Annotated in this window: 16 protein-coding genes; 4 read left to right on the top strand and 12 right to left on the bottom strand. The window is 38.0% G+C overall.

All coding sequences use genetic code 11. The annotated features are described in order from the left end of the window. Positions 1-139: 139 nt before the first annotated feature. The 9 genes from H6G14_RS03700 to H6G14_RS03660 all read right to left on the bottom strand — a co-directional run bounded on the left by H6G14_RS03700 (position 140) and on the right by H6G14_RS03660 (position 11,646). The gene (locus tag H6G14_RS03700; protein WP_190565792.1) at positions 140-328 is read right to left on the bottom strand and encodes a hypothetical protein; all 189 of its coding nucleotides are present in this window, start codon (positions 326-328) and stop codon (positions 140-142) included. 383 nt (positions 329-711) lie between these two features. Then, positions 712-2,880 carry a peptidase domain-containing ABC transporter gene (locus H6G14_RS03695; RefSeq protein ID WP_190565791.1) on the bottom strand — a complete coding sequence of 723 codons (2,169 nt, stop codon included), beginning with the start codon at positions 2,878-2,880 and terminating at the stop codon, positions 712-714. 185 nt (positions 2,881-3,065) lie between these two features. Next, on the bottom strand, positions 3,066-5,198 hold the full coding sequence (locus H6G14_RS03690) for a beta-barrel domain-containing protein (protein ID WP_190565790.1): 2,133 nt from the start codon (positions 5,196-5,198) through the stop codon (positions 3,066-3,068). A gap of 1,355 nt (positions 5,199-6,553) precedes the next feature. Beyond that, positions 6,554-7,306 carry a metallophosphoesterase family protein gene (locus H6G14_RS03685; protein WP_190565789.1) on the bottom strand — a complete coding sequence of 251 codons (753 nt, stop codon included), beginning with the start codon at positions 7,304-7,306 and terminating at the stop codon, positions 6,554-6,556. A 171-nt stretch (positions 7,307-7,477) separates the two neighbouring features. Further along, positions 7,478-8,290, bottom strand: coding sequence for a metallophosphoesterase family protein (locus tag H6G14_RS03680; RefSeq protein WP_190565788.1), 813 nt, complete (start codon positions 8,288-8,290; stop codon positions 7,478-7,480). Continuing rightward, positions 8,287-9,063, bottom strand: a complete 777-nt coding sequence (locus H6G14_RS03675; RefSeq protein WP_190565787.1) for a GTP-binding protein — start codon at positions 9,061-9,063, stop codon at positions 8,287-8,289. The genes H6G14_RS03680 and H6G14_RS03675 overlap by 4 nt, the downstream gene beginning before the upstream one ends. A 158-nt stretch (positions 9,064-9,221) precedes the next feature. Next, a complete protein-coding gene (locus tag H6G14_RS03670; protein WP_011317488.1) occupies positions 9,222-10,238 on the bottom strand; it encodes a mechanosensitive ion channel family protein in 1,017 nt (338 codons plus the stop codon). A gap of 257 nt (positions 10,239-10,495) precedes the next feature. Continuing rightward, entirely contained in the window at positions 10,496-10,768 is a 273-nt protein-coding gene (locus H6G14_RS03665; protein ID WP_190565786.1) for a hypothetical protein, read from the bottom strand. 191 nt (positions 10,769-10,959) lie between these two features. After that, positions 10,960-11,646 carry a response regulator transcription factor gene (locus H6G14_RS03660; RefSeq protein ID WP_190565785.1) on the bottom strand — a complete coding sequence of 229 codons (687 nt, stop codon included), beginning with the start codon at positions 11,644-11,646 and terminating at the stop codon, positions 10,960-10,962. 444 nt (positions 11,647-12,090) lie between these two features. Between H6G14_RS03660 and H6G14_RS33490 the strand changes: the two genes are divergently transcribed. Next, a complete protein-coding gene (locus H6G14_RS33490) occupies positions 12,091-12,369 on the top strand; it encodes a hypothetical protein (protein WP_242053341.1) in 279 nt (92 codons plus the stop codon). Positions 12,370-12,411: 42 nt separating this feature from the next. Then, entirely contained in the window at positions 12,412-12,594 is a 183-nt protein-coding gene (locus H6G14_RS33485) for a DUF2808 domain-containing protein (protein WP_242053340.1), read from the top strand. A 221-nt stretch (positions 12,595-12,815) separates the two neighbouring features. Here H6G14_RS33485 and H6G14_RS03650 read toward each other — a convergent pair whose 3' ends face one another. Then, positions 12,816-14,234 carry an ATP-binding protein gene (locus tag H6G14_RS03650; RefSeq protein WP_190565784.1) on the bottom strand — a complete coding sequence of 473 codons (1,419 nt, stop codon included), beginning with the start codon at positions 14,232-14,234 and terminating at the stop codon, positions 12,816-12,818. Between the two features lie 993 nt (positions 14,235-15,227). Here H6G14_RS03650 and H6G14_RS03645 point away from each other — a divergent pair. Continuing rightward, complete coding sequence (locus H6G14_RS03645) at positions 15,228-16,544, top strand: GAF domain-containing sensor histidine kinase (protein WP_190565783.1); 1,317 nt, start codon at positions 15,228-15,230, stop codon at positions 16,542-16,544. Between the two features lie 213 nt (positions 16,545-16,757). On the opposite strand, the gene H6G14_RS03640 is transcribed toward H6G14_RS03645, so the two are convergent. After that, positions 16,758-17,117: a hypothetical protein gene (locus H6G14_RS03640; RefSeq protein WP_190565782.1), complete on the bottom strand. Its 360-nt coding sequence runs from the start codon at positions 17,115-17,117 to the stop codon at positions 16,758-16,760. Between the two features lie 252 nt (positions 17,118-17,369). On the opposite strand from H6G14_RS03640, the gene H6G14_RS03635 reads away from it, so the two are divergent. Further along, positions 17,370-18,425: a DMT family transporter gene (locus H6G14_RS03635; protein WP_422394065.1), complete on the top strand. Its 1,056-nt coding sequence runs from the start codon at positions 17,370-17,372 to the stop codon at positions 18,423-18,425. A 101-nt stretch (positions 18,426-18,526) separates the two neighbouring features. On the opposite strand, the gene H6G14_RS03630 is transcribed toward H6G14_RS03635, so the two are convergent. Next, the gene (locus tag H6G14_RS03630) at positions 18,527-19,978 is read right to left on the bottom strand and encodes a glycoside hydrolase 100 family protein (protein WP_190565780.1); all 1,452 of its coding nucleotides are present in this window, start codon (positions 19,976-19,978) and stop codon (positions 18,527-18,529) included. Between the last annotated feature and the right edge of the window lie 784 nt (positions 19,979-20,762).

Raw genomic sequence — 20,762 nt, 5'->3', positions numbered from 1 at the left:
AGATAATTCCATAAAAAAAGCTAGGTAGTTTTATTACCTAGCTTCATAAGATTTAGCAGAAAATAGGAGATTGTGCAGAAATGCTCAAGTACAATTAGACTTTGAGACGTTTATTTCAGTTCACTCCAATTGTCACTAACTATGACAATTTGCGGACACTAACGATGCTGACACTTCTAATTCTATAGCGGCGAGTTTCACCAGTGCCAAGTCGTGTATTTCCGCCTTCATCATCTCCCTCATCAAAGGTTTGACCACCAGCTAAAGATTGCTGTTGATCTAAGGATAAATCTTCAAGTAAATTGGAAGCTAGCATTTGGTTAGACATGAACTTTTACCTCACTTACTTAACAACATAGGTTTGTTATTACCTATGTTTTGATTATTGAATATCCTTGGTTTATTTAAATTATGCTGTGGTGGTATTTATAAAAATAAATTTTACTACTTTTGACTCATGCTATTTTGATGGCAAAATATAATTTTCATATAAATTGATCGCCATAAAAATACAGGGGTAAGATTAATAATACCCCTGCAATAAGTTTAGTTTATTTATGAGTTTTCAAATACCAAAATATGTATTTTATAAGCTATGATCAGTGCTTAATAAAATTATTTGTTTACTACTTTATACATAAAATTTTGGTTTTACTGCATCTTTTTTGGAAAATTACAATTTGCTATGTTTTTTATGACTAAAAATAATATTTATATTGATAAAAACTTTAGATGCTCTCCTTGTTGAGACAGGAAATCTTCTAAAGTACCTTGGAGTTGTATTTTGCCTTGATCTAGTAAGACAATCCAATCGGCGCGATGGACTACGCTGGGACGATGGGTAATGAGAATTGTAGTTTTACTTTGACGTGATTCTAACAACCGATCAAGAACTTGAGTTTCACTAACTGGGTCTAGTCCAGCTGTTGCTTCATCTAAAATTAGGACTGGTGGATTATTGAGAATACCTCTGGCGATCGCTAGTCTTTGTTTTTGTCCTCCAGAAAGATTAGCCCCAAATTCTCCTAGCACTGTTTGATACTTATTTGGTAGTTGGCTAATAAAACTGTCAGCATCGGCAATTTGGCAAGCTGTGACGACTTCTTCAAAGGAAATATGGGGACTCCCTAAACGAAAGTTTTCTAAAATTGAACGACTCCAGAAATGAGGTTCTTGAGGTACATAAACTACTTGTTGTCGTAAACAATCAAGGGCAATATCTTGAATGTTATAAAAGCCGATGCGGATATTACCAGAATTGGGCTGATATAATCCTGCCATGAGTTTGGCTAAGGAACTTTTACCACAGCCTGATTTGCCAATTAAAGCAATAATTTGTCCTCCTGGTAGCTTGAGAGAAAAATCTTCCAATAGGTCAACTCTACCAGGATGGTGAAAGTTAATATGGGAAAAACGAATGTCTGCATCACTAGAGATTTGGGCGAATGGTTTTTGAGAAGTGTTATCTACTTCGGGAGTAGCATCAATAACTTCCAAAAGCCGAGAGATAGCAGTTTGGGAACGAAAATATTCATCAACTAAACCTACTAATGAGCTAATTAATGTCAGCACATTAACTTGCAGAACATTAATTGCTAGCATTTGACCAATACTTAACTTTCCTTGGATGACTAAAATACTTCCTAGTCCTAATAAAACTACACCACCGATAGCAGAAAGAAATTTCGCAATAGTATTGTTAATAATGCCAATTTGAATAGTACTAAATGTTAAATTTGCCAGACGACCAAAACGATTTTGTAATTCATCCCAAAATTGCGGTGCAGCATTTGTGGTTTTCAGGACTTGTGCGCCTTTAAAGGTTTCTACTAACACACCTTGATTTTCTGAACCTAAAACTAAAAGACTACGAGTCTTTTGCTGTAGGACTGGTAAAAGCGGCAATGTAGCTAAACTCATCAATGCACCGATGAGGATGACCGCTAATGCTAACTGCCAACTATAAAAAATCATTAAGCCGAAAGAAATTACAGCGATAAAAAATTGGCTAGGTAAAAGTACTACAACCTGTGAGACTAACTGGTTAATTTCATTAATATCTCTAAGTCGGCTGGTAATCTCTCCACTGCGACGAGCTTCGTAATAAGTCAATGGTAATTGCAGAATTCTCCGCCCAAATTCCAAGACTAAACCTAATTGCAGGCGTTGGCTAAAATGAGCAATCATCGTAGATTCTAATACCTGCATACCGCTACTAAATAAATTCATGATGACGACAGCGATCGCTATCACAGTTAGTAGTTGAGTATCGCCACGAACTAAGACATCATCGGTGAGGATTTGAATCAGGACTGGTGAGCCTAAAGCCAATATGCCCAGGACAATGTTGATCATAAAAACCTGGGACAATAGCCCATGATAGGGCAAGATGCGCTGGAGAAAGCGGGTAAATCCTGGCTGTGGTTTGTCGTGGGGCTGTTGAGAAAAACGCTGGTGATCTGGCTCCATTAAGAGCATGACCCCATTCCAAGCGGTTGTTAACTCTTCCCGGTGAATATAACGAATTCCTACGGCTGGATCGGCTATGACATATTTGCTTCCCTTTTTTCCATATAAAACTACCCAGTGATAGCCCCGCCAATGAATGATTGCTGGTAGTTGAATTTCTTTAATTCTGTCTAAGATTGCGGGTGATGCTTTCACGGCTCTGGCGTTAAAACCGAGATTTTCCGAGCCACGTTTCAGACCTAATAAGGTTGTACCTAATTGTCCAGTTCCTACTGCTTCACGGCTTTTATTCATACTTAAAAAGCGTCCGTGTTGCCGACAAATGGAAACTATACAAGCGGCTCCACAATCTTCTTCACTCAGTTGTAAAACACAGGGGTAATTTTTTCGGAGTTTGAAGAAATTAAGCATATTAATTTGTAATTTAAGTACTGTTTTGTATCAGTTGGTGGCTTTTTTAAACGCAGAGGAATACGGAGGTTATACCAATTCAAAATTCAAAATACCCTACGGGAAGCTAAAGCTACAAAATTCAAAATTAAGAATCAAGCGCAGAAGACAATTGTACAGACGCGATTAATCGCGTCTCTGACTAATTACAAATCTGCAATTAATCTGGCTTTGCGGAGGATGAACCTTAATACTGTTTCTCTGCGGGAAATGATATCTGCTTTACCTTGCATTCCGGTTTTGAGTTGACATTGCCGATCGCCTCTACCAACGTATGGGGTATGCGGTTCTATAATGACTTCATAGGCTGTGGCTTTAGCTGTGGTGGTTTGTGGGCTATTATTAGCTACAGGTAGGGCATCTGGGGCGATTGTTTTGACTGTTCCTTTGAGCGTGCCGTAGTCTGGGTAAGGACAAGCAGAAACCTGCATTTGGACTTGTTGACCGGGTTTGACTTTGTTGATATCTTGCGCCTGGACGTTAGCTTTGATTTGTATTGGCGCGTTTAACGGTGCGATTTGAGCGATCGCCTCACTCGGTTGTACTACCTGTCCGGGGTTACGCAAATTCAATTGCAGCACTGTCCCGGCGATGGGTGCGCGGACTATACTTTGGTTTAGGTCATTTTCGGCTTGTTGTAGTTCTTTGCGGTTTCTGTCCAGTTGTTTTTGAAATTCTAAGCGTTGTTGTAGCAAAGTTTCTCTTTCTTTTTTCAAGGCGGCTAAGGTAACTTCACCTCTGGCTTGTTCTTGTTTAATTCGTTCCGATGCTACAGTCACGCTTGCATCATTGGGATTTATTGCAGTTCTGGCCTTGGCGAGATTGGTTTGTGCAACTGTTAAAGCTTGGTCTTTTTCTTCTTGGAGATTTTTGGCGTTAGCTTTGGCTTGTTCCAGTTTCGCCTCCGCCGCAATCACCGCTTGTTCTTTCTCTTCTAAGAGATTTTTGGCGTTGGCTTTAGCTTGCTCCAGCTTCGCTTCCGCCGCAATTACACCTTGGTCTTTTTCCTCCAAGAGATTTTTGGCGTTGGCTTTGGCTTGTTCTAGCTTCGCTTCTGCTGATTTGACAGCCTGTTCCTTCTCCTCCAAAAGATTTTTAGCGTTGGCTTTGGCTTGTTCCAGTTTCGCCTCCGCCGCAATCACCGCTTGTTCTTTATCTTCCAGCAGATTTTTAGCGTTAGCTTTGGCTTGTTCCAGCCTCGCCTCCGCCGATATTACGGCTTGGTCTTTTTCCTCGAAGAAACTACGGGCGATCGCTCCCGATGCTACTATCGGCTGTAATCTTTCTCGCTGTACTCTAGCTAAACTCAAGGCGGCTTCTGCTTCTTGGACAGTTGCAGTTAAAACTCTATCTTGTTGCAGGCGATCGCGTTGTACCCTGGCTAAATTTAAAGCGGTTTCTGCTTCCTGCACAGTTTTGGCTAAGAGTTGTTCCCTTTGTAATCTTTCTTGTTGCGCCTTGGCTAAGTTCAAAGCCGTCTGTGTCTCTTGCACAGTCGTCCTGAGAAGCCTATCCCGTCGTAAACGATCGCGTTGTTCTCTCGCCAATTTCAAGCCTGTTTCCGCTTCATCTACGGTAGTTTTTAACAGCTTTTCCCGTTGTAGGCGATCGCTTTGCACCCTGGCTAACTCCAAAGCGGCTTCTGTTTCCCGCACCGTCGCCGTTAATAGCTTTTCCCGTTGCAGGCGGTCTTTTTGTATCCTGGCTAACGTTAAAGCTGATTGGGCTTGTGTCATATCCGCAGTAGCTTTAACTTGCTGATCTGCATAGTTGCGTTGTGTACCACTCAGTTCAGCTTGTGCGGCGATTGTGGTGCGATCGTTTAAGTTCGTCTGGGCTGTAATTTGAGCATCAATTTCACCTAATTGAGCATCGATTTTATTGAGTTGTAGTTGACTTTGCTGAATCAGGTTTTGTAATTGGCTCTTTTGCGTTTGCAGACGAGAATCATCAATGTAGGCGATCGCTTGTCCTTCGGCTACCATCTGATTTTCTGCAACACTAATCTTGAGAATTTTGCCATTAATTAGCGACTGTACCAGCCTTAATTCTCCCACAGGGCGAATAGTCGCCGGCACTTTCACCGTCACGTTGTACTTGAGAACAGATGTTAGCACCACCCCCACAATAAAGATACTGAAGACAACTACCCCACCGATACTTGTCCATTTGCCAATATGGGGTAAAAATTCGTTAGCTTCCAAGGTAGGAAGTTCTTCGGGAATTGGCTGATGCGATCGATGCCAAAAATCATTCTCTTGGCGGCGTAAGGTGTTCACGATACTGCACCTTGGTATATGAATCTGACAGAAATTAGGCTATTAAATGATGTGTCTGGTTATTTTTATAGACCCTGTTTTCATGGGTTAACGAGTTAATTTTATTTTGCAGATTGATACAAACATTTTTCTTATCTCCCCAATTTGTGTTCCAAATTGGCTATAATAAAACATGGGGGATAAGAAAAGAATGTGCTTTGAGATGTGCTTACTTTTCTGCAATCTCTAACACGGATGACGTGTATAGAAATATAGAGGAGAACGCTCAAACTCCCTCAAAAACCTCACTTACGTTGAGCGAGTTATTATCACCTCCTCTACCCCTTTTTCCACAATACAAACATCAGCAATTGTCTTTGCGTTGCACGCGAGAACAACTTGCAGAATGAGCAAAGCTATATCCTTATTCAATAAAGGAAGCTGTAACAAAACCAGAGAGAAAAGTGGTCATCTGTTATGATATTCTGATCAAAAAATTCTGTTTCAGTTCCGTTTTCTAGAATATTTTCCAGAATTAGGTTAACTAACACACAAGACTATAGATTGATTTAATAAGCTGTTGCAAGTTTCACTGGGAGATGCTAGGCGGACAAGATGCCCACTTTACAGCGCATATACTCCGCATACAAGCAAAATACTCTCAATCTGCCTATTGTCTTATGGTTAATCTAGAGTAAAAAGTCAAAATTTATCGTAAATTACGTCCATTTACTCCCACCACAAAAAAATAGGTAATTTAAAAACCTATTAGCTTAAAATTCCCAAATTTACGGTGCTATCTAGGAATCTTAAAAAGCAAACCTCTGACATGAAGATTTATTCAGAATGATAATTGCAATTGAACCAATCATTGATTGAGAAACAATGCAATTGCAAATATTTGAGTAACATGATTTTTCGCCTCACTTGCGTGACTAGGTTTAGCCTCACCTAAGAACTTAACTATAAGCACTGTCTGCTAATAATTCATAAATCTGGAGACAGAAATCAAACTTATATGTTTACTACGCAGGATAGATGCAAAATCATCTGATATGAATATAGTTAATTTAGACAACATGAGACAAGAAATTATCCGAAATTGATACCTTAGTAGGGTGCGTCAGTATGAATAATTTCTGAGTATGGTTTAGGTGCGATCGCAATGAAGCACCCTAGTACCGCAAGGCGGAATTCAAAATTCAAAATTCAAAATTCAAAATGAATACAGCGTAAGCGTTTCGTTAGTTTAGAATGGTCTGCTTATTTACGCTGTGCTGTACTAGATTTTGGATATATTTTTATCTGTGATTTATCTGCGTGCATCTGCGTCCAATTATTCTATACAGCTTCATCTTAATTTGGTATAACGCACTTTAAGATGAGATAGCTTTAACGGAATTACGCTGAAATCCTTGACCGACACCATAACGGATAGTTTTAAATTCTACGTAGTTCGTCGCCGGAGTATAGAGAGTATATGTTGCTACACCTGGTGTTCTGCCTACATTACCCACTCCAATTATCTGGCGTGGAGAAATGGTCATAGTTTCAAGTGATTTTGGATTATCAAGAGTTGTGATACCTGTAGTTACAGAACCAGCTTGTAGGTGATATTGAAACGCTAAACCAGAACGACCACAAAATAAATTATTTGCCTGCATTCTTGTCAGGCGGTCAAGCATTTGAATTGGCGAAGTATCGGGGGTTAATGCTTCATCAATTGATACAGTCGTACCGTGAATTAATAAACAATCTAGTTCAAAAAAACCAAAATCTAGAGTTCTTAACCATTGCACCGTCTGACGAGAAACAGAATTCCAAAGTAACTTAACCGTTTCTCCGCCATACTGCGCTAGCAAATTATCAGCCTCGCCAGTGGGGCCAAGACCATGCAAAATGAAGCACTGTTCTTCCCACCAACCTTTACAAACCAGAGGTTCTAACTCGCCGTTTAGTGGGTTGCGGACTCGTTCTACAACTTTTTCTACTTCTGGTCTTGGCCCTACCAAATCACCCAAAATATATAAAGCTTCTATCTGTTTACTTTGGCGCTTAATATCGGCCATCACAGCCTCATAAGCTGCCAAATTACCCTCAATCCCAGTTAAAATTGCCCATTTATTCATATAATTCTTCGATTTGATAATTTATTTTTTGCAAAAAGCATTAGGGATGCAAGGAGACAAAAACCATTGACTATTGACTATTGACTATTGACCAATCCCCAATCCCCAATCCAATCTTCTAACTTTTTACTTTTTACTTTTTACTTTTTTGTCCCCAATCCCCTATATCCTTCATCGAGTACAAACGTGAGTGGGGTCATCAGCCCTTTCTGCATATTCCAAGCCTTGGGCTAAACGCCAAGCAAAGATGGGGGGTAAACCTTGTTCGATGATGGCGGCGCAGGTTTTTTGATAGTTGTAAGGTACTTCTCTGAGATTTACTTCTTGAGTATCGGTGTCATAAATAGCGTAGGTGGCATTTGGTCGCCCGTGTCTGGGTTCCCCCACTGAACCTACATTAACAATTCGTTTTACTGAAGCAGAAAAGTTAATTTCTTTCTGTTCTATTCCCACACCTTTGACGGACACTTGTAAACTACCTGCATCTAGGGTACGGACATAAGGTACATGAGTATGTCCGCAAAATAGCACATCTGCATCTGTGGAAAATACTCTTTCTAAGGCGGCAAAAGCATCAAGTTCTGGTAACAAATACTCGTGATTACTCTGGGGGCTACCATGAACGAAAACCAAGTTGTCTTGACGTAAGGTGTGGGGTAATTGGGCGAGAAATTCTTGGTTTTCTTGATGGAGTTCTTTATGTGTCCACTCATGGGCGAATTTACCGCGTTTTTCCGCTAACAGTGAAGGGTAACTACACTCACAGGAGTTTAAACCTTCCACAATATCTTCATCCCAACAGCCTACACAGGTGGGAATATCTAATGAGCGAATTTGTGCGACGACAGCATTAGGATATGGGCCATATCCTACTAAGTCACCTAAACAATAGATTTGGTCGGCTTTTTGTTGGTCAATATCTAACAAAACTGCATCTAAGGCTTCATAGTTGCTATGAATGCAGGACATAACTGCTATTTTCACTCGCTACCCTCCTCTAGTAAAATTTGTGTTACCTGTTCTTGGTATTGTGCGATCGCTACATCTGTTAAATAGCAATCTGCCAAAGTCTGTCTCATGGCCGACTCATCTAAGTTTTTTCCCAATACCTCTATACCACTAAACCTTTGCGGTCTGCCTGCTAAGTGGCGGGGTAAGTCTAATTCCAAAAAATCAATTGTAGGTATACCTGCGATAAAATCTGCATAAAGTGACCTACCGTCAGCAACATCAAAAATACCCTTGGCGCGGTTAACTGCACCATAAGCACCATGAGTAATTTCGTACCAAAACTCTTTTAAACTGTCTTCGTCAATCACTTGACCATTGCTGGGTACGCGCCACATTTGCGTGGGTATGATGCTGGCATTAATTTCTGCACCAATGATAATTTTTCTGGCCCAGGCATGGTATTCAGAGTCTGGGAGGTTTGCTGGTAAAACAGCCACGGCTTGATAAGGTAAATTATCTAATATTGTTTGGATGGCGTTTAATTCTAAATAAAACCCTATTTCTATATAAGCATTCCCAGCTGTTGCCAGTTCGGACAAAAACTCGATTTCTTGCCCATCACTAAAAACTTTGACTTTCGGGAATTCTGCTGCTACGCGTGTCTGGTCAATGGGAACTTTGCCAGTCCCAGGACTAAAGTAAATGATGTTTTCATGGGAGGAGGTGTTTCCTATTTGTTGGCAAATCCAGGTAGTCTTGCCACCGCCAGCAGGGCCGGCAACGACAGTAATAATTGGTAAATTCATTTTTAAATGATAATCATTTTCATGCACTTTGCAAAGCGATCGCTGAAATATCTTGTCTTACTGGCTTCCTGTGCCAGTTATGCAACCCTGACTAATCAGCGATGACAACAGCAGAAGTATGCACAAAAAACAAAATATCAACTATTTGCTTCTCTTCTCTAATTGTTATTGGGATCTTGAATATACACATTTCTCACAGGAAAAGGAATTGAAATACCATTTTCCTGATAGCGTTTGTGTAGTTTTTTAATAAATAAATGTTTGCCAATACGCTGGTCAAAGTATTCGTTGACACGCATATATAATGTAAAATCTATACTAAAATCCCCAAAGGTATGGAACCTTATATATGGCTCATGTTCTTTTAATTCTGGGGCAATCTCCTGCATAACTTCTTTGGCAACTTCTACCGTCACTCTTTCAACCTGATCTAAATAACTATCATAACTAACACCGACGTTCATTGTTAATGTGATTTCTTTAGCTGGTAAATGATAGTTAGTAAAGATTGCCGAGGCCAGTTTAGAATTAGGGACAATAATTACATTATTGGAAAACTCTTTAATTGTGGTATTACGCCAAGAAATATCGGTAACGTAACCTTCTTGTCCAGCATCTAATTTGACATAATCTCCAGTTCTAACTTGCTTAGAAATAATTAAATGAAAGCCGGAGAATAAATTTGCTAGTGTATCTTGTAGCGCCAAACCAACTGCTAAACCACCGATTCCTAAAGTTGTAATAATGGGTGTAATTTCAATTCCCAATGTTTGCAACAAAATTAGGCAACCCAAAACTAAAACAGTAGCTTTGGCTAAGTTAGAAATTAGAGACGCTGTAGCTCTTTCTGTTCTATAAGTGTATAGTCTGATGAAACCTGAAACTAACCTAGCTAAAACTAATGTCAGTGAAGATAAGAAAAATATTGTAATAATTTTTTGCAATAAATTAGTAAAATCTGGCTTCAAAGGAGCAGCGATAACTGCTCCTAAAATGCCCGCAAGTATGAACCAAGTTAGGAGCATACCTTGCAGAGATTTAAAAATTATATGGCTTCCGGGTATTTCTTTTTTATAGACGAAGTTTTTAAACTTATTAATTATAAATTTTTCACTAATCAGTCCCGTTATTAAAGCAAATATGGGCAATCCTATAGGTAAAAGCCATTGAATCATAATTAATTTTGCTATTAACTCTTGCAAAATTTTACTACACCATTGAGTGTCAGACACTTTTTATTATACCAATTCAAAAATCGTTTGTGGCAAATAGAGAAATCAAAATGAAATCATAGCTAGTAGCGGAAGTATTTACTTCATAAATGAGAAATAGTGTGCTTAAATAAAGCACACCCTAACGTACAACTAGGCTTAAATTTTCGCTGCTCTGGTTTTGGGTTTAAACATAGTCTCTAGCATTACCCACAGGTGAATTAAGATGCTTTCGATTGCTGCCAGAGAATAAGTTGCAATGGTGAACAGCAGTAAGCTCCATTACTCATTTCTGTTTCGTGTTCAGCTATCCAATCATAAATTTTCGCAGCTTTTGCTAATGCTAATTTTTCTGAACGATAAAGCCGAGGAGTAGGGCAGTAAGCTTGACCATTGATGTGTATAGCGGCAATTTGCCAATAGTCGCTGCTTTCACCTTCTGGTAAAACTTCCAAAAATCCGTCACTGTAAGGCTCGATTATTCCTATATTCATCTACAACCATCAAACTTTTAACTAAGGCCACAAAGTTATACACCAGCCTCTCAGGGAAGGAAAAGCTGAAATTATCAGGGAATACAGTAGCAACCCCTGCTAATGATTTTGTGTTCGTAGTCAATGGAAATCTGAGTGATTGGTCACTTTTTCACTATAAATTCTTAATTGGTAAGTTTTCCCCAGTAAAATTATTTGTTGGGATACTCTCGTAGTGCATATCCTACGCCACGGACTGTATAAATCAGCCGCTTTTCGTTATTTTCTTCCAATTTAAGCCGCAAATAACGGATATAAACTTCGATGATGTTGGAATCACCCATAAAATCATAACCCCAAACTTTTTCGAGAATTTGATCTCTGGTAAAAACCTGACGGGGATGGGAAAGCAGATACTCTAATAAATCAAACTCCTTTGCTGTTAATTCAATCGCTCGGTTACCCCGAAACACTTCACGAGTGCGGCGATTTAAACTTAGGTCTTCAAACTGCAACAAATCTTCATCTGTTTCTTGGGTGCGGCGCAGATGAGCGCGAATTCTTGCCAATAATTCCTCAATGCTGAAGGGTTTGACCACATAATCATCAGCTCCTGCATCTAATCCTGCCACGCGATCGCTCACTTCATCTCTGGCGGTTAACAAAATTACAGGTATTGAATTACCCGTTGCTCGCAGACGGCGACAAATTTCTAAACCTGATAGTCCTGGTAACATCCAATCAAGAACTGCTAAATCGGGTGTTGATTCTCGTGCCAAGGTGAGTCCAGTAATTCCATCATGGGCGACACTAACTTTGTAACCTTCACTACTTAGTTCCAATTCGACAAATCGCGCTAATTTAACTTCATCTTCAACCAAAAGAATGTGTGCTGTCATATTTTTATTCCTATCATCGGTCATTGTCTAAGAAAATTGCGATTTTAAACTAACTCTGGGTTTATTAAGAAATAACTCGACACTCAAGTTTCTCGGTCATAAGTGCTATACCTGCAACCGAGTCATTCAATATTATTGATTCATATCCTAAAGGCATTAAATATTTTTTTCAAATCTGGTTTATAAAATTAATTTTTGCCCCTGCATCAGCTTTTCAAAACATTAATGATAAAAGTGAGTTTTTCCTGAATAGATTTTAAATTTTTGCTGAGAAAATTACTAATTTCTTAATGCCACGCTGATTTTTATCAGATTATTGATCATCAAATTTCATACTGTTTTAATTTATATATCAGCTTGAACTCATCTTCATGAAGCAATCTGTTAATTAGACTGCTTGATTAACACCAGGCAATTAATTTACCTAAAAATGAGAATTACATCATGAAAGGTCTAATTTGCGGTAGCTTATCTGCTCTTATACTTTCTACATCTGCTGTAGCTATAGCTACACCTGTAAAACATGAACAGCCTGCTTCAAATATAAACAAACTATCTCAGGTGGCGCTGAATGTTAACGTTCCCCATATTACCAACTCTGGTATCCGCAATGGTAATCACTTTATTCAGCTAGCGGTAGTGGGTATGTCTTTGCAAGATCTCATGATTTCATTACCAAGTCAAATGGAACGTTTTAATGGCGTGAGAATTAGAGATCAATAAGGTAAAGCAATTGCCGCTAAAACAGAGATTAGTAAAGACAATTTGTCAATCACTTTTGATGAACCTGTAACATCTGGTGCTTCTGTAGAAGTAGAACTAACAGGTGTACGAAGAAATGGCATAGGTCAAGACGTACTGCTTTACGGCGTAACGGCTAGAAGGGTTGGATTGACAGGAGAAATTCCTGTTGGTACAGCCAGAATCGATATTTATGATAAGAATTAGTATATACGTAAGCAATTAAGAGTCAGATATCAGAAATCAAATTTATCTGATATCTGACTCTTAAATTAAAGAAATATATTTGATTAAATAATTAATTAATAAATATCTTTGCTTAGAAAAAGTTATTTTTAAAAAATCACTCCTGGTGGGTAACTGTCTTTAATTTTGTAGCTTTAGCTTCTCGTTGGGTATTCTGAATTTTGAATTGACTCATAATTTGCCTATCTAGGTAGAATTATTGTAAATATACTCCCTTCTCCTAACTTTGATTGCACGCTGACACTACCACCCATACCCTCTACCAGCGTTTTGACAATCGATAAACCCAAACCACAACCGCCAGTCGCCTGGGAGCGAGATTCATCTATACGATAAAATCGCTCAAAAATCCGGGCTTGGTGTTGTAAAGGAATACCATAACCTTGATCACAAACTTGAATAATTGCTGTGTCTTGAAGTTGATCTAACTTAAAGGTTATGGGTGTATCAGCTTCAGAATACTTAACAGCATTATCAATCAAATTCAGTAATACTTGTTTAAAACGACTGTAATCTACTTTCACTTCAATAGGGAAAATTGTTGACTCGATAGTAATGAGGCGATCGCTATACTTTTCAGCCATAACCACAATTTCTGCAATTATGTCGTTCAGCACATAAGTTTTCATCTGAAAGTATAAATAACCACTATCTGCTCTTGCTAAATCCAGTAAATCTTGTAACAGGCGGATAGTTCTTTCTGCTTCTGATGCAGCAATTTCTAAAGCTTCTTGTTGAAGAGGAGTTAAATTATTTTGCCGCCGCAATACGCTTTGTAAATAACCATATACAATCGTTAAGGGTGTGCGTAATTCGTGGGAAACATTACTGACAAATTCCCGCTCCTGTTCCCAGGATTGAGCAAGACGGGATAAAAGCATAGTTAAGGTTTGTGCTAATTCCTTGACTTCGCTGGGGGCATTATCAAGATATAATTGGGCTTGTCCTAAATCTTCGGCGGAAATCACAGCAGTCATTTGACTGAGTTGGCGCAAAGGTTGTAAAGATCGCCTGATATAAAATGCGATCGCTATAGTCAGAATAATAATTGCCAGAATACTAGTAATACCTAAACTACGCACCATTGCCACAAACATAGTTTGTTCGCGGGTAATATCCTTGACTACAAATAACTCACCCAACAACTTACCCTGGACTTTGATGGAAGTTCCACATACAACAAAATAGCTGGGATTAATTTGATAAACTTGTGCTTTAATCGGCATCTGAGTCAATTTCATTAACTTAGTTACCAAAGACTCAGGTAATAAATCTAAATTATCAGTTCTTGATATTATTTTACTGTTAGAATTCTTAAACCATATTAATGTGTTAGTATTTGCAAAATTATTAATAGCCTTTTGTAAACTGGTGTCAGCTTGCATCATTTTGCTATAAAGTTGCACGTCTTGTGGTAAACGCTTGGCTATCTGTTCTACCTCATGTTTACGGCTATCAATTAAAATTTGCTGCATCCTCCAACTAGTCCAGGTAGCCAGGCTACCTAATACCAAAGCTGAAAAGGAAGCCATACCAACGGTCAGGCGTAACTGTAGAGAAAATGGGTCGATATTTATCCAATTTTTTTTGATGTTATTCACTGTTTTTGAGTAGCAAATAAGGCTTTGATAATAAAATCAAGCTGTTAAATGTAACTTGACTGTTAACTGCTACATCCTTAGTTATAGCCGATTTATAATTACCGTTCTTGCAGACTACAGTAAATAGGGTAGTTATTACCGATAAAATACCAAATATTTTCTTTGCGCTGTGCGTGTCGGTTGTCACTCGCTAGTTGTTTTATATCTGGATTAATACCTTCCTTATCGGCGCTGGTTAGTTGTTTTGCAACTGACTACTGACTGTTAACAAAAATTCTCAGCTATTATGCTTTTAATTTGCACAATCAATCGTAATATCTGTTAACTGTTAGTTGTCAACGGTCAACAGTTAACAACCCTAATTATTAGTTATGTAAATTTAGGCACGCATTAGCTGAGAGTGCTGCAATCGTTATTATAGGGCAGTGAAAGATACAGGGGAGAGAAATTGACGTTTTGTTCCTAAATTAAAATATGCAGGTTAAGCGTCCGATATCTTATCTCTTTAATATTAATTAAAATATATTAGTTAGTAATTAAATTAATTTAAGCTGAGAATTTCTTAAGAACTCCTGTGACACTGAGAGTCATTACATCCATACTTGAGTTCTATCTCTACTGATGATCTTCACAAAAGATTAATAATTTCTTTGGCTTGATTCTGCACATCAAAAGATAACTTGCTGAGAAAATCAAGAATTCATCATAATTCTGATTTGGCTCAAAATATTGGCTTACTAATGATAAGGAACTATGTATTTAAAATTTGATATTGTCAATAGCATATTGTTAAAACCCAGCATTTAACAGTTTCAATTTTAATTTGGTCTTGACACTGAATTACTTCTTATTCAATTAGTTAAAAAAATATAAACATCCCAGGGTTTATATCTATAAAACTGATATCTTCTTGAGAAGATAATCAGAAGTTTCTCACCACAGATCAACATAAATATTTCAAAAATAATTTCCCTAAGTTTGTTATGGGTACTTATGGTTAAAGCCATTGATGATGGAATTTTCTTGCAAAATCAAATGTGGCAACGTGAGCGACTGGCGATCGCTCTTTTATCATCTTTAAACTATCGGACTGGAGAACTAAGTGGCTACCTGTTTAACATTGCCTGTGGAGTCAGCAAGTTACTGAATGTAGATTGGTCGGTAGTCACATTGTGTCAACAAGGATTTGAGAAAGTCCTAGCCAGTAATATTAATATGGGTGTAGGGGAACACGTCTATTCGCTACATGGTTCCCTAACTAACACTGTTATCGAAACTGGTAACTCTCTAGTAGTAGAAGATACAAGTAAACATCCAGAGTATGGTCAGCCTCCAGAAGGTTATCGAGCTTATTTAGGGATACCGTTACGGACGGCTGAAGGTGAAGTAATTGGCACTATCTGCTCATTTCATCACGAATCACGAGAGTTTAGTCCAGAAGAAATTCAGTTTACGGAACTATTTGCTGAACGTGCTGCTACAGCTATTGATAATTATCGCTTATATAAGGAGCAGTGCCAATTTAATCATATTTTGGAAGTGGAAGTAGAAAAACGTACAGCAGAATTAAAAGCGACACAAACCAAGCTTGTAGAAAAGGAAAGACTAGCAGCTATGGGTGAATTTGCTGCCATGATTGTGCATGAGATTCGCAATCCTTTAACTACAATGATCATGGGATTAAAATATTCTCAAAAAACTATTTTGTCATCAGATGCTCAAGAGCGATTATCCTTAGCGGTTAGTGAAGCTTACCGCTTAGACAATCTACTAAGTGAAATTTTACTTTATGCAAAACCTCAAGTTTTACAAATATGTGAATTAGAAGTTAATAAATTCATTAGTGAATTACTCGTATTAGTATGTGAAATGCCAGAAGCACTCTCACGTAAAATTGAATTTATTCCATCATTAACTCCAGTAAAAATATTAGCAGATAAAGATAAGCTAAAACAAGTTTTTATTAATATTGTCCGTAATGCCTGTGAGGTAATTGCAGCCGGAGACATTGTTAAATGGGAAGTAAATATTTCATCGCCAGAGCAAGTCTGTATAAATATTTGTAATAGTGGCGAACCAATTTCCCCAGAGGTTTTATCAAAATTAACTCAGCCATTCTTTTCTACAAAACCTCATGGTACTGGTTTAGGACTCGCCATTGCCCAACGTATAGTCCATGCTCATTATGGAAAATTATCTATTGAGTCTGATATAACAAAAGGTACTATAGTGAGTGTGCAATTGCCTATAGCTACTTTTAATAATTTGGCACATTTAGAAGTCGGTAAAGATCACATTTACAAGATATAGCTGTTGACGGTTAATAGACTTGAAAGCCTTGTTTTATCAGAGTTTCATCGTAACTTAATGTTTTAATACATCTGACTACGGCTGTAACTTCATGAGAATTAAATAGAAAAACATATGACAAAACAATTAAAGGGAAAAATGATAACGCTTATTTCCATTTTTCCCTAATTCAGCAATAAGACTGTTAATTATTTTTTCTATACAGCCCCCTAACTACTTCACTTCATTAGGTTCAAATTTAGTGATTTTACCTTTCTTAACCGCAACAACTACATCATAAGTTGAACAATAAGAGAATGTCACATTGTTGGCTTTGTTATAAAGGTTAACTACATGACCCGCTCCACCTGGTTGAATTCCAATTGGTTCCAAATCTCCAAAAAAGAAACGACGCAACTGATCACCACCACCAATCTGACCCTTATTCTTAGTAACTAATGATATTTTCTGACTTACTGATAATTCTTGAGCCGATGCTTGAACTAATGCAGGATTGATTACTTTTAATGGTGCATCCCAAACCGTTAAAAAACCAGTCAATGCAAAAGTTGTAATTAATGGCGCGAGTTTCATTAGTGACTCCTGGATGTTTGACTTATCTCGAACATCCAAACTATCGCACTGAGGACTGAGAGATTATTGAAACCAATTCATGATTTTCCTGAGTTTATCTATTAATTCTATTAAGTTAATTCTCAGCATTTTTTCAGAAATTCACATCATCCTCCAAGTCACATCCTTATTTAAGCCTACTCTCAGCAAAACCTCATTTTTAACTAGATTGAAGTAACTTAATATAACGAATGATGCTTTTATTGCTGTAATGTGATTGTGATTAAATTTAGAGGACGACATCGCCTAATCCGCAGAGTTTCTGGACAAGTATATCTTTGGCTAGCCATCTTCATTTTTGGTGCATCTAGTGCAGTTACCCGAAAGCTCACAGAAATTGGCGATCGTCACTTTATTGATGGACGCAATCCCATTTCTTTATGTAATGTTTTGTTTGTGGGGAACTTATGCGCCTTGATGGTGATGCTCCTCATCCATAGCAAACAGTGGAACAAAGCTACTTTAGTGCAACTGTCAAAGAAGGATTGGCTTGGTTTAACAGCAGTAGCCATCTTATCAGGAGCGCTAGCGCCTGGCTTGATTTTTCAAGCATTGTCACTCACAGGGGTGAATAATGTGATTTTGGTGGGACGCTTAGAACCAACTCTTGCTTTGGCTTTATCGGTTTGGTTGTTAAAAGAGCGAATCAATTTTGGAGAATTTATCGGAGCGATCGCTGCATTTACTGGTGTTATCCTAACTATTATCCTCCAACCTCCAGGGTCAGGCATGATGAATATGGGAGGTTGGCAATTGGGTGTAGGCGAATTTCTAGTAGCCGTAGGGTCTATCGCTTTAGCTATTTCTACAATTATCGGTAAAAAATATTTGGCTCATATCCCTTTAGGGATTTACAGCATCTTTCGGACTGCACTGGGAACCGTCATCTTTTTCTTTATTGCTCTAGTACTCTATGGTAGAGATCATTTTGCTGATGTCTTCTCACCATTCTTGTGGCAATGGATGTTCTTTTATGGTGGTTTGATTGTGGTTGTAGGTCAGTCATTCTGGCTTATAGGGTTGAAAACTTCTACTGTCTCTACAGCATCCTTAGTTGCTTCGTTTACCCCAATTGCAGGTATTGTGGCAGCTTATTTCATATTAGGTGAAGTACCGACTATGGCTCAATATCTTGGTGGTGGCTTGATTATGTTAGGTATTTTTCTCAGCCAAGTTAGCAAAAGCCGTCAAACTTCTCATAAATCTCCAATTGCTTCAACTCCCGCAGAACAAAAGGTAGAAATGGATATAGGATTTAAGGGTATTTGACACTTGCTCAGATGGATGTACTGATTTCTCATAAAAAAACCCCTGGCAATTACAAGGGGTTACGCAATAAAATTTTAGAGCATATGAGTGTAAATGAAAATTCATCGAGATATAGAAGCATCTACACTGCCAATTTCAAACTCACACGCTCTGGAAACCAATTCTGATGGTAGTTTATCAAAGCTAATTAATGATAAATGAGAAGGATTTTTCATCAATTCCGCCGCCAATAAAAAGCCAGCTATTGTCCAGGTTTGATATTTTCTGGCTTGTTTACCTATGAGTCGTCCTTTTTTGCCATCGTAATACTCTGGCCACTCATCTTCTAAAAGGCGTGCTTGAGCAATTTCAATGGCTTTACCTGCTATATAAGGTTTACCAGCTTTTACAGATGCTGCTGCTAGCATCCACATCAAAACTGGCCAACTTCCTGCATTGTGATACGACCAAGGTATATTTTTCGGGTCGCACCCTGTAACAATTCTATATTCTTCATCTTCTAAAGCTGGGTAGCAGATTTTCATTGGCATATCTCCTACCAAATCATCCCATCTATCTTCGATGAGCGTCATGATGGCTTGTGACTGTTCCTCTGTGGCTAAGTCAGAAATAATCGCCATCAAATTACCCAGAGCAAAAAAGCGAGTATCCAACTGAGAAGGGCCAACATTACCAGCTAAATAACCACCTTTTTTAGGCAACCATTTATCTAATTCGTAATAGGGAATTGAGTCTACATAAATGTTAAATAAGTTGACTGCTGCTTTACCGTATTCTTCACTCTTGAATCGATAAATTGCATTTAAGCGATTAATATCTATCCAGTAATGTTGGCGGATATGGGCGCATAAAAGTGGTAGGCGGTTATCAATTGCTTCAACAACATCTTGATTTCCTTGACAAATTAACATTTCACGGGCTGCACGTAACGCCGAATAAAATAAGACTTGTAGTTCCAAAGGATGACCGTAAATACCTAAACGACGGTCAATCATGCAGGCACCATCAGGAACCAATAATGTTGGATACATATCAAAACGATTTGCCAAGCATATTTCCATAATTAACCGAATACCTGTTTGGAATTCTGGCTGATATGCTAGAGAAAAATCTTTGGTAGCTACTACATAAGCACGCAATAAAAGAATCCACCATAAACAAGAATCAACTGGTGTAACCCGTGCGATCGCGTGTTCACCAAAATCCGCTTCTAAATATTCTTCACCATTATCTGAAACTACTTTAAAGCTAGCAGGAATTAATCCCCGCCCTGGCTTATAAGCATCTAACTGTCTATCTTTAGGCTGTAATTTTAATGTTTCTTCTAGAAAATTGCGGACAATATCTGTTTTACCCTTAATCAAAAAAATTAGGGCTGATGAAACAAAATCTCTCACAAAACATTGGTCATAATTTAATGCTTCTACAGAAGCATCAAAGGCTGCAACCGTCCCTACTGGACGACCTTGATAATATAAAATCGATTGTTCTAGAGCTTCCCATGCTGATTCTTCTATAATGTCATTCGTTAGCAGTCCGTTTAGCTTCTGCATCGCCAGATTAACTCCATTGGGGGTGTAAATTGTTGGTAGATGCGCTTTGGTAGTGTTACCTTTACTGAAATAGCAAAGATAATTGTTTAAATAGCCTACATCAATTGAGATAACAACCGACTATAAATTTTTCAAGCCGTTGATTTTTATAATTCTGAATGCACAATTAATTTACTAGCAATCACTGATACTTGTGATAAGTTACAGCTATAACTGCAATTAATTACCTCAACTTATCGAATGATTACTAAAAACTGCACTACGAAGATATATTTTTAGATTATCCATCGTTCCATGATTATTTCTGGAACTCTGCTTTACCAAATAAAAACATATCTTTGGGGCTATTTAAGGTTTAGATGAAGTCTTAGTGGCTCCTCATATCCTTAATGAATTAGGATTTAGTTTTTAAGACTCATTTTCCCCTATAAATTAATAATTTATAACTTTTTGTGAAAATATGCAATATGAATAATTACAATCAGCAAAAAGTCAATACTTCGCAAGGACTATATATTGTACACCACTGAAAGATTAAATGCTGTGCTTGAGAAAGCCAATTACCTATAAACTAATCACAGCAATACATCCAGCTATAAATTAATGCAAGATAAGATCGGAAAACGGAGACTAGCAAGTAATCTTTGAAACGCTAGCATAAACTCAACAGCTTAATTTCAATAAGGGTGATTTTACTGAAAATAAATTGAGTATTTTTGCTATTTGCACCAATAATTAGTGATTATCAGCATTTACTCCTTTTATCTGCCACTTAATCAACTAT

The organism is Nostoc parmelioides FACHB-3921, assembly GCF_014696625.1.
GTDB classification, from domain to species: domain Bacteria; phylum Cyanobacteriota; class Cyanobacteriia; order Cyanobacteriales; family Nostocaceae; genus Trichormus; species Trichormus parmelioides.
The sequence above is the reverse complement of the archived record's forward strand: the minus strand, read 5'-3'. Positions and strand labels throughout refer to the sequence as shown.

Excerpts from the sequence above, each read along its gene's own strand:
- H6G14_RS03660 (WP_190565785.1), bottom strand. The coding sequence starts at position 11,646 with ATGACAGCACACATTCTTTTGGTTGAAGATGAAGTTAAATTAGCGCGA.
- H6G14_RS03675 (WP_190565787.1), bottom strand. The coding sequence starts at position 9,063 with ATGAATTTACCAATTATTACTGTCGTTGCCGGCCCTGCTGGCGGTGGC.
- H6G14_RS03695 (WP_190565791.1), bottom strand. The coding sequence starts at position 2,880 with ATGCTTAATTTCTTCAAACTCCGAAAAAATTACCCCTGTGTTTTACAA.
- H6G14_RS33490 (WP_242053341.1), top strand. The coding sequence starts at position 12,091 with ATGAAAGGTCTAATTTGCGGTAGCTTATCTGCTCTTATACTTTCTACA.
- H6G14_RS03670 (WP_011317488.1), bottom strand. The coding sequence starts at position 10,238 with ATGATTCAATGGCTTTTACCTATAGGATTGCCCATATTTGCTTTAATA.
- H6G14_RS03640 (WP_190565782.1), bottom strand. The coding sequence starts at position 17,117 with ATGAAACTCGCGCCATTAATTACAACTTTTGCATTGACTGGTTTTTTA.
- H6G14_RS03700 (WP_190565792.1), bottom strand. The coding sequence starts at position 328 with ATGTCTAACCAAATGCTAGCTTCCAATTTACTTGAAGATTTATCCTTA.
- H6G14_RS03665 (WP_190565786.1), bottom strand. The coding sequence starts at position 10,768 with ATGAATATAGGAATAATCGAGCCTTACAGTGACGGATTTTTGGAAGTT.
- H6G14_RS03630 (WP_190565780.1), bottom strand. The coding sequence starts at position 19,978 with ATGCAGAAGCTAAACGGACTGCTAACGAATGACATTATAGAAGAATCA.
- H6G14_RS03645 (WP_190565783.1), top strand. The coding sequence starts at position 15,228 with ATGGTTAAAGCCATTGATGATGGAATTTTCTTGCAAAATCAAATGTGG.
- H6G14_RS03685 (WP_190565789.1), bottom strand. The coding sequence starts at position 7,306 with ATGAATAAATGGGCAATTTTAACTGGGATTGAGGGTAATTTGGCAGCT.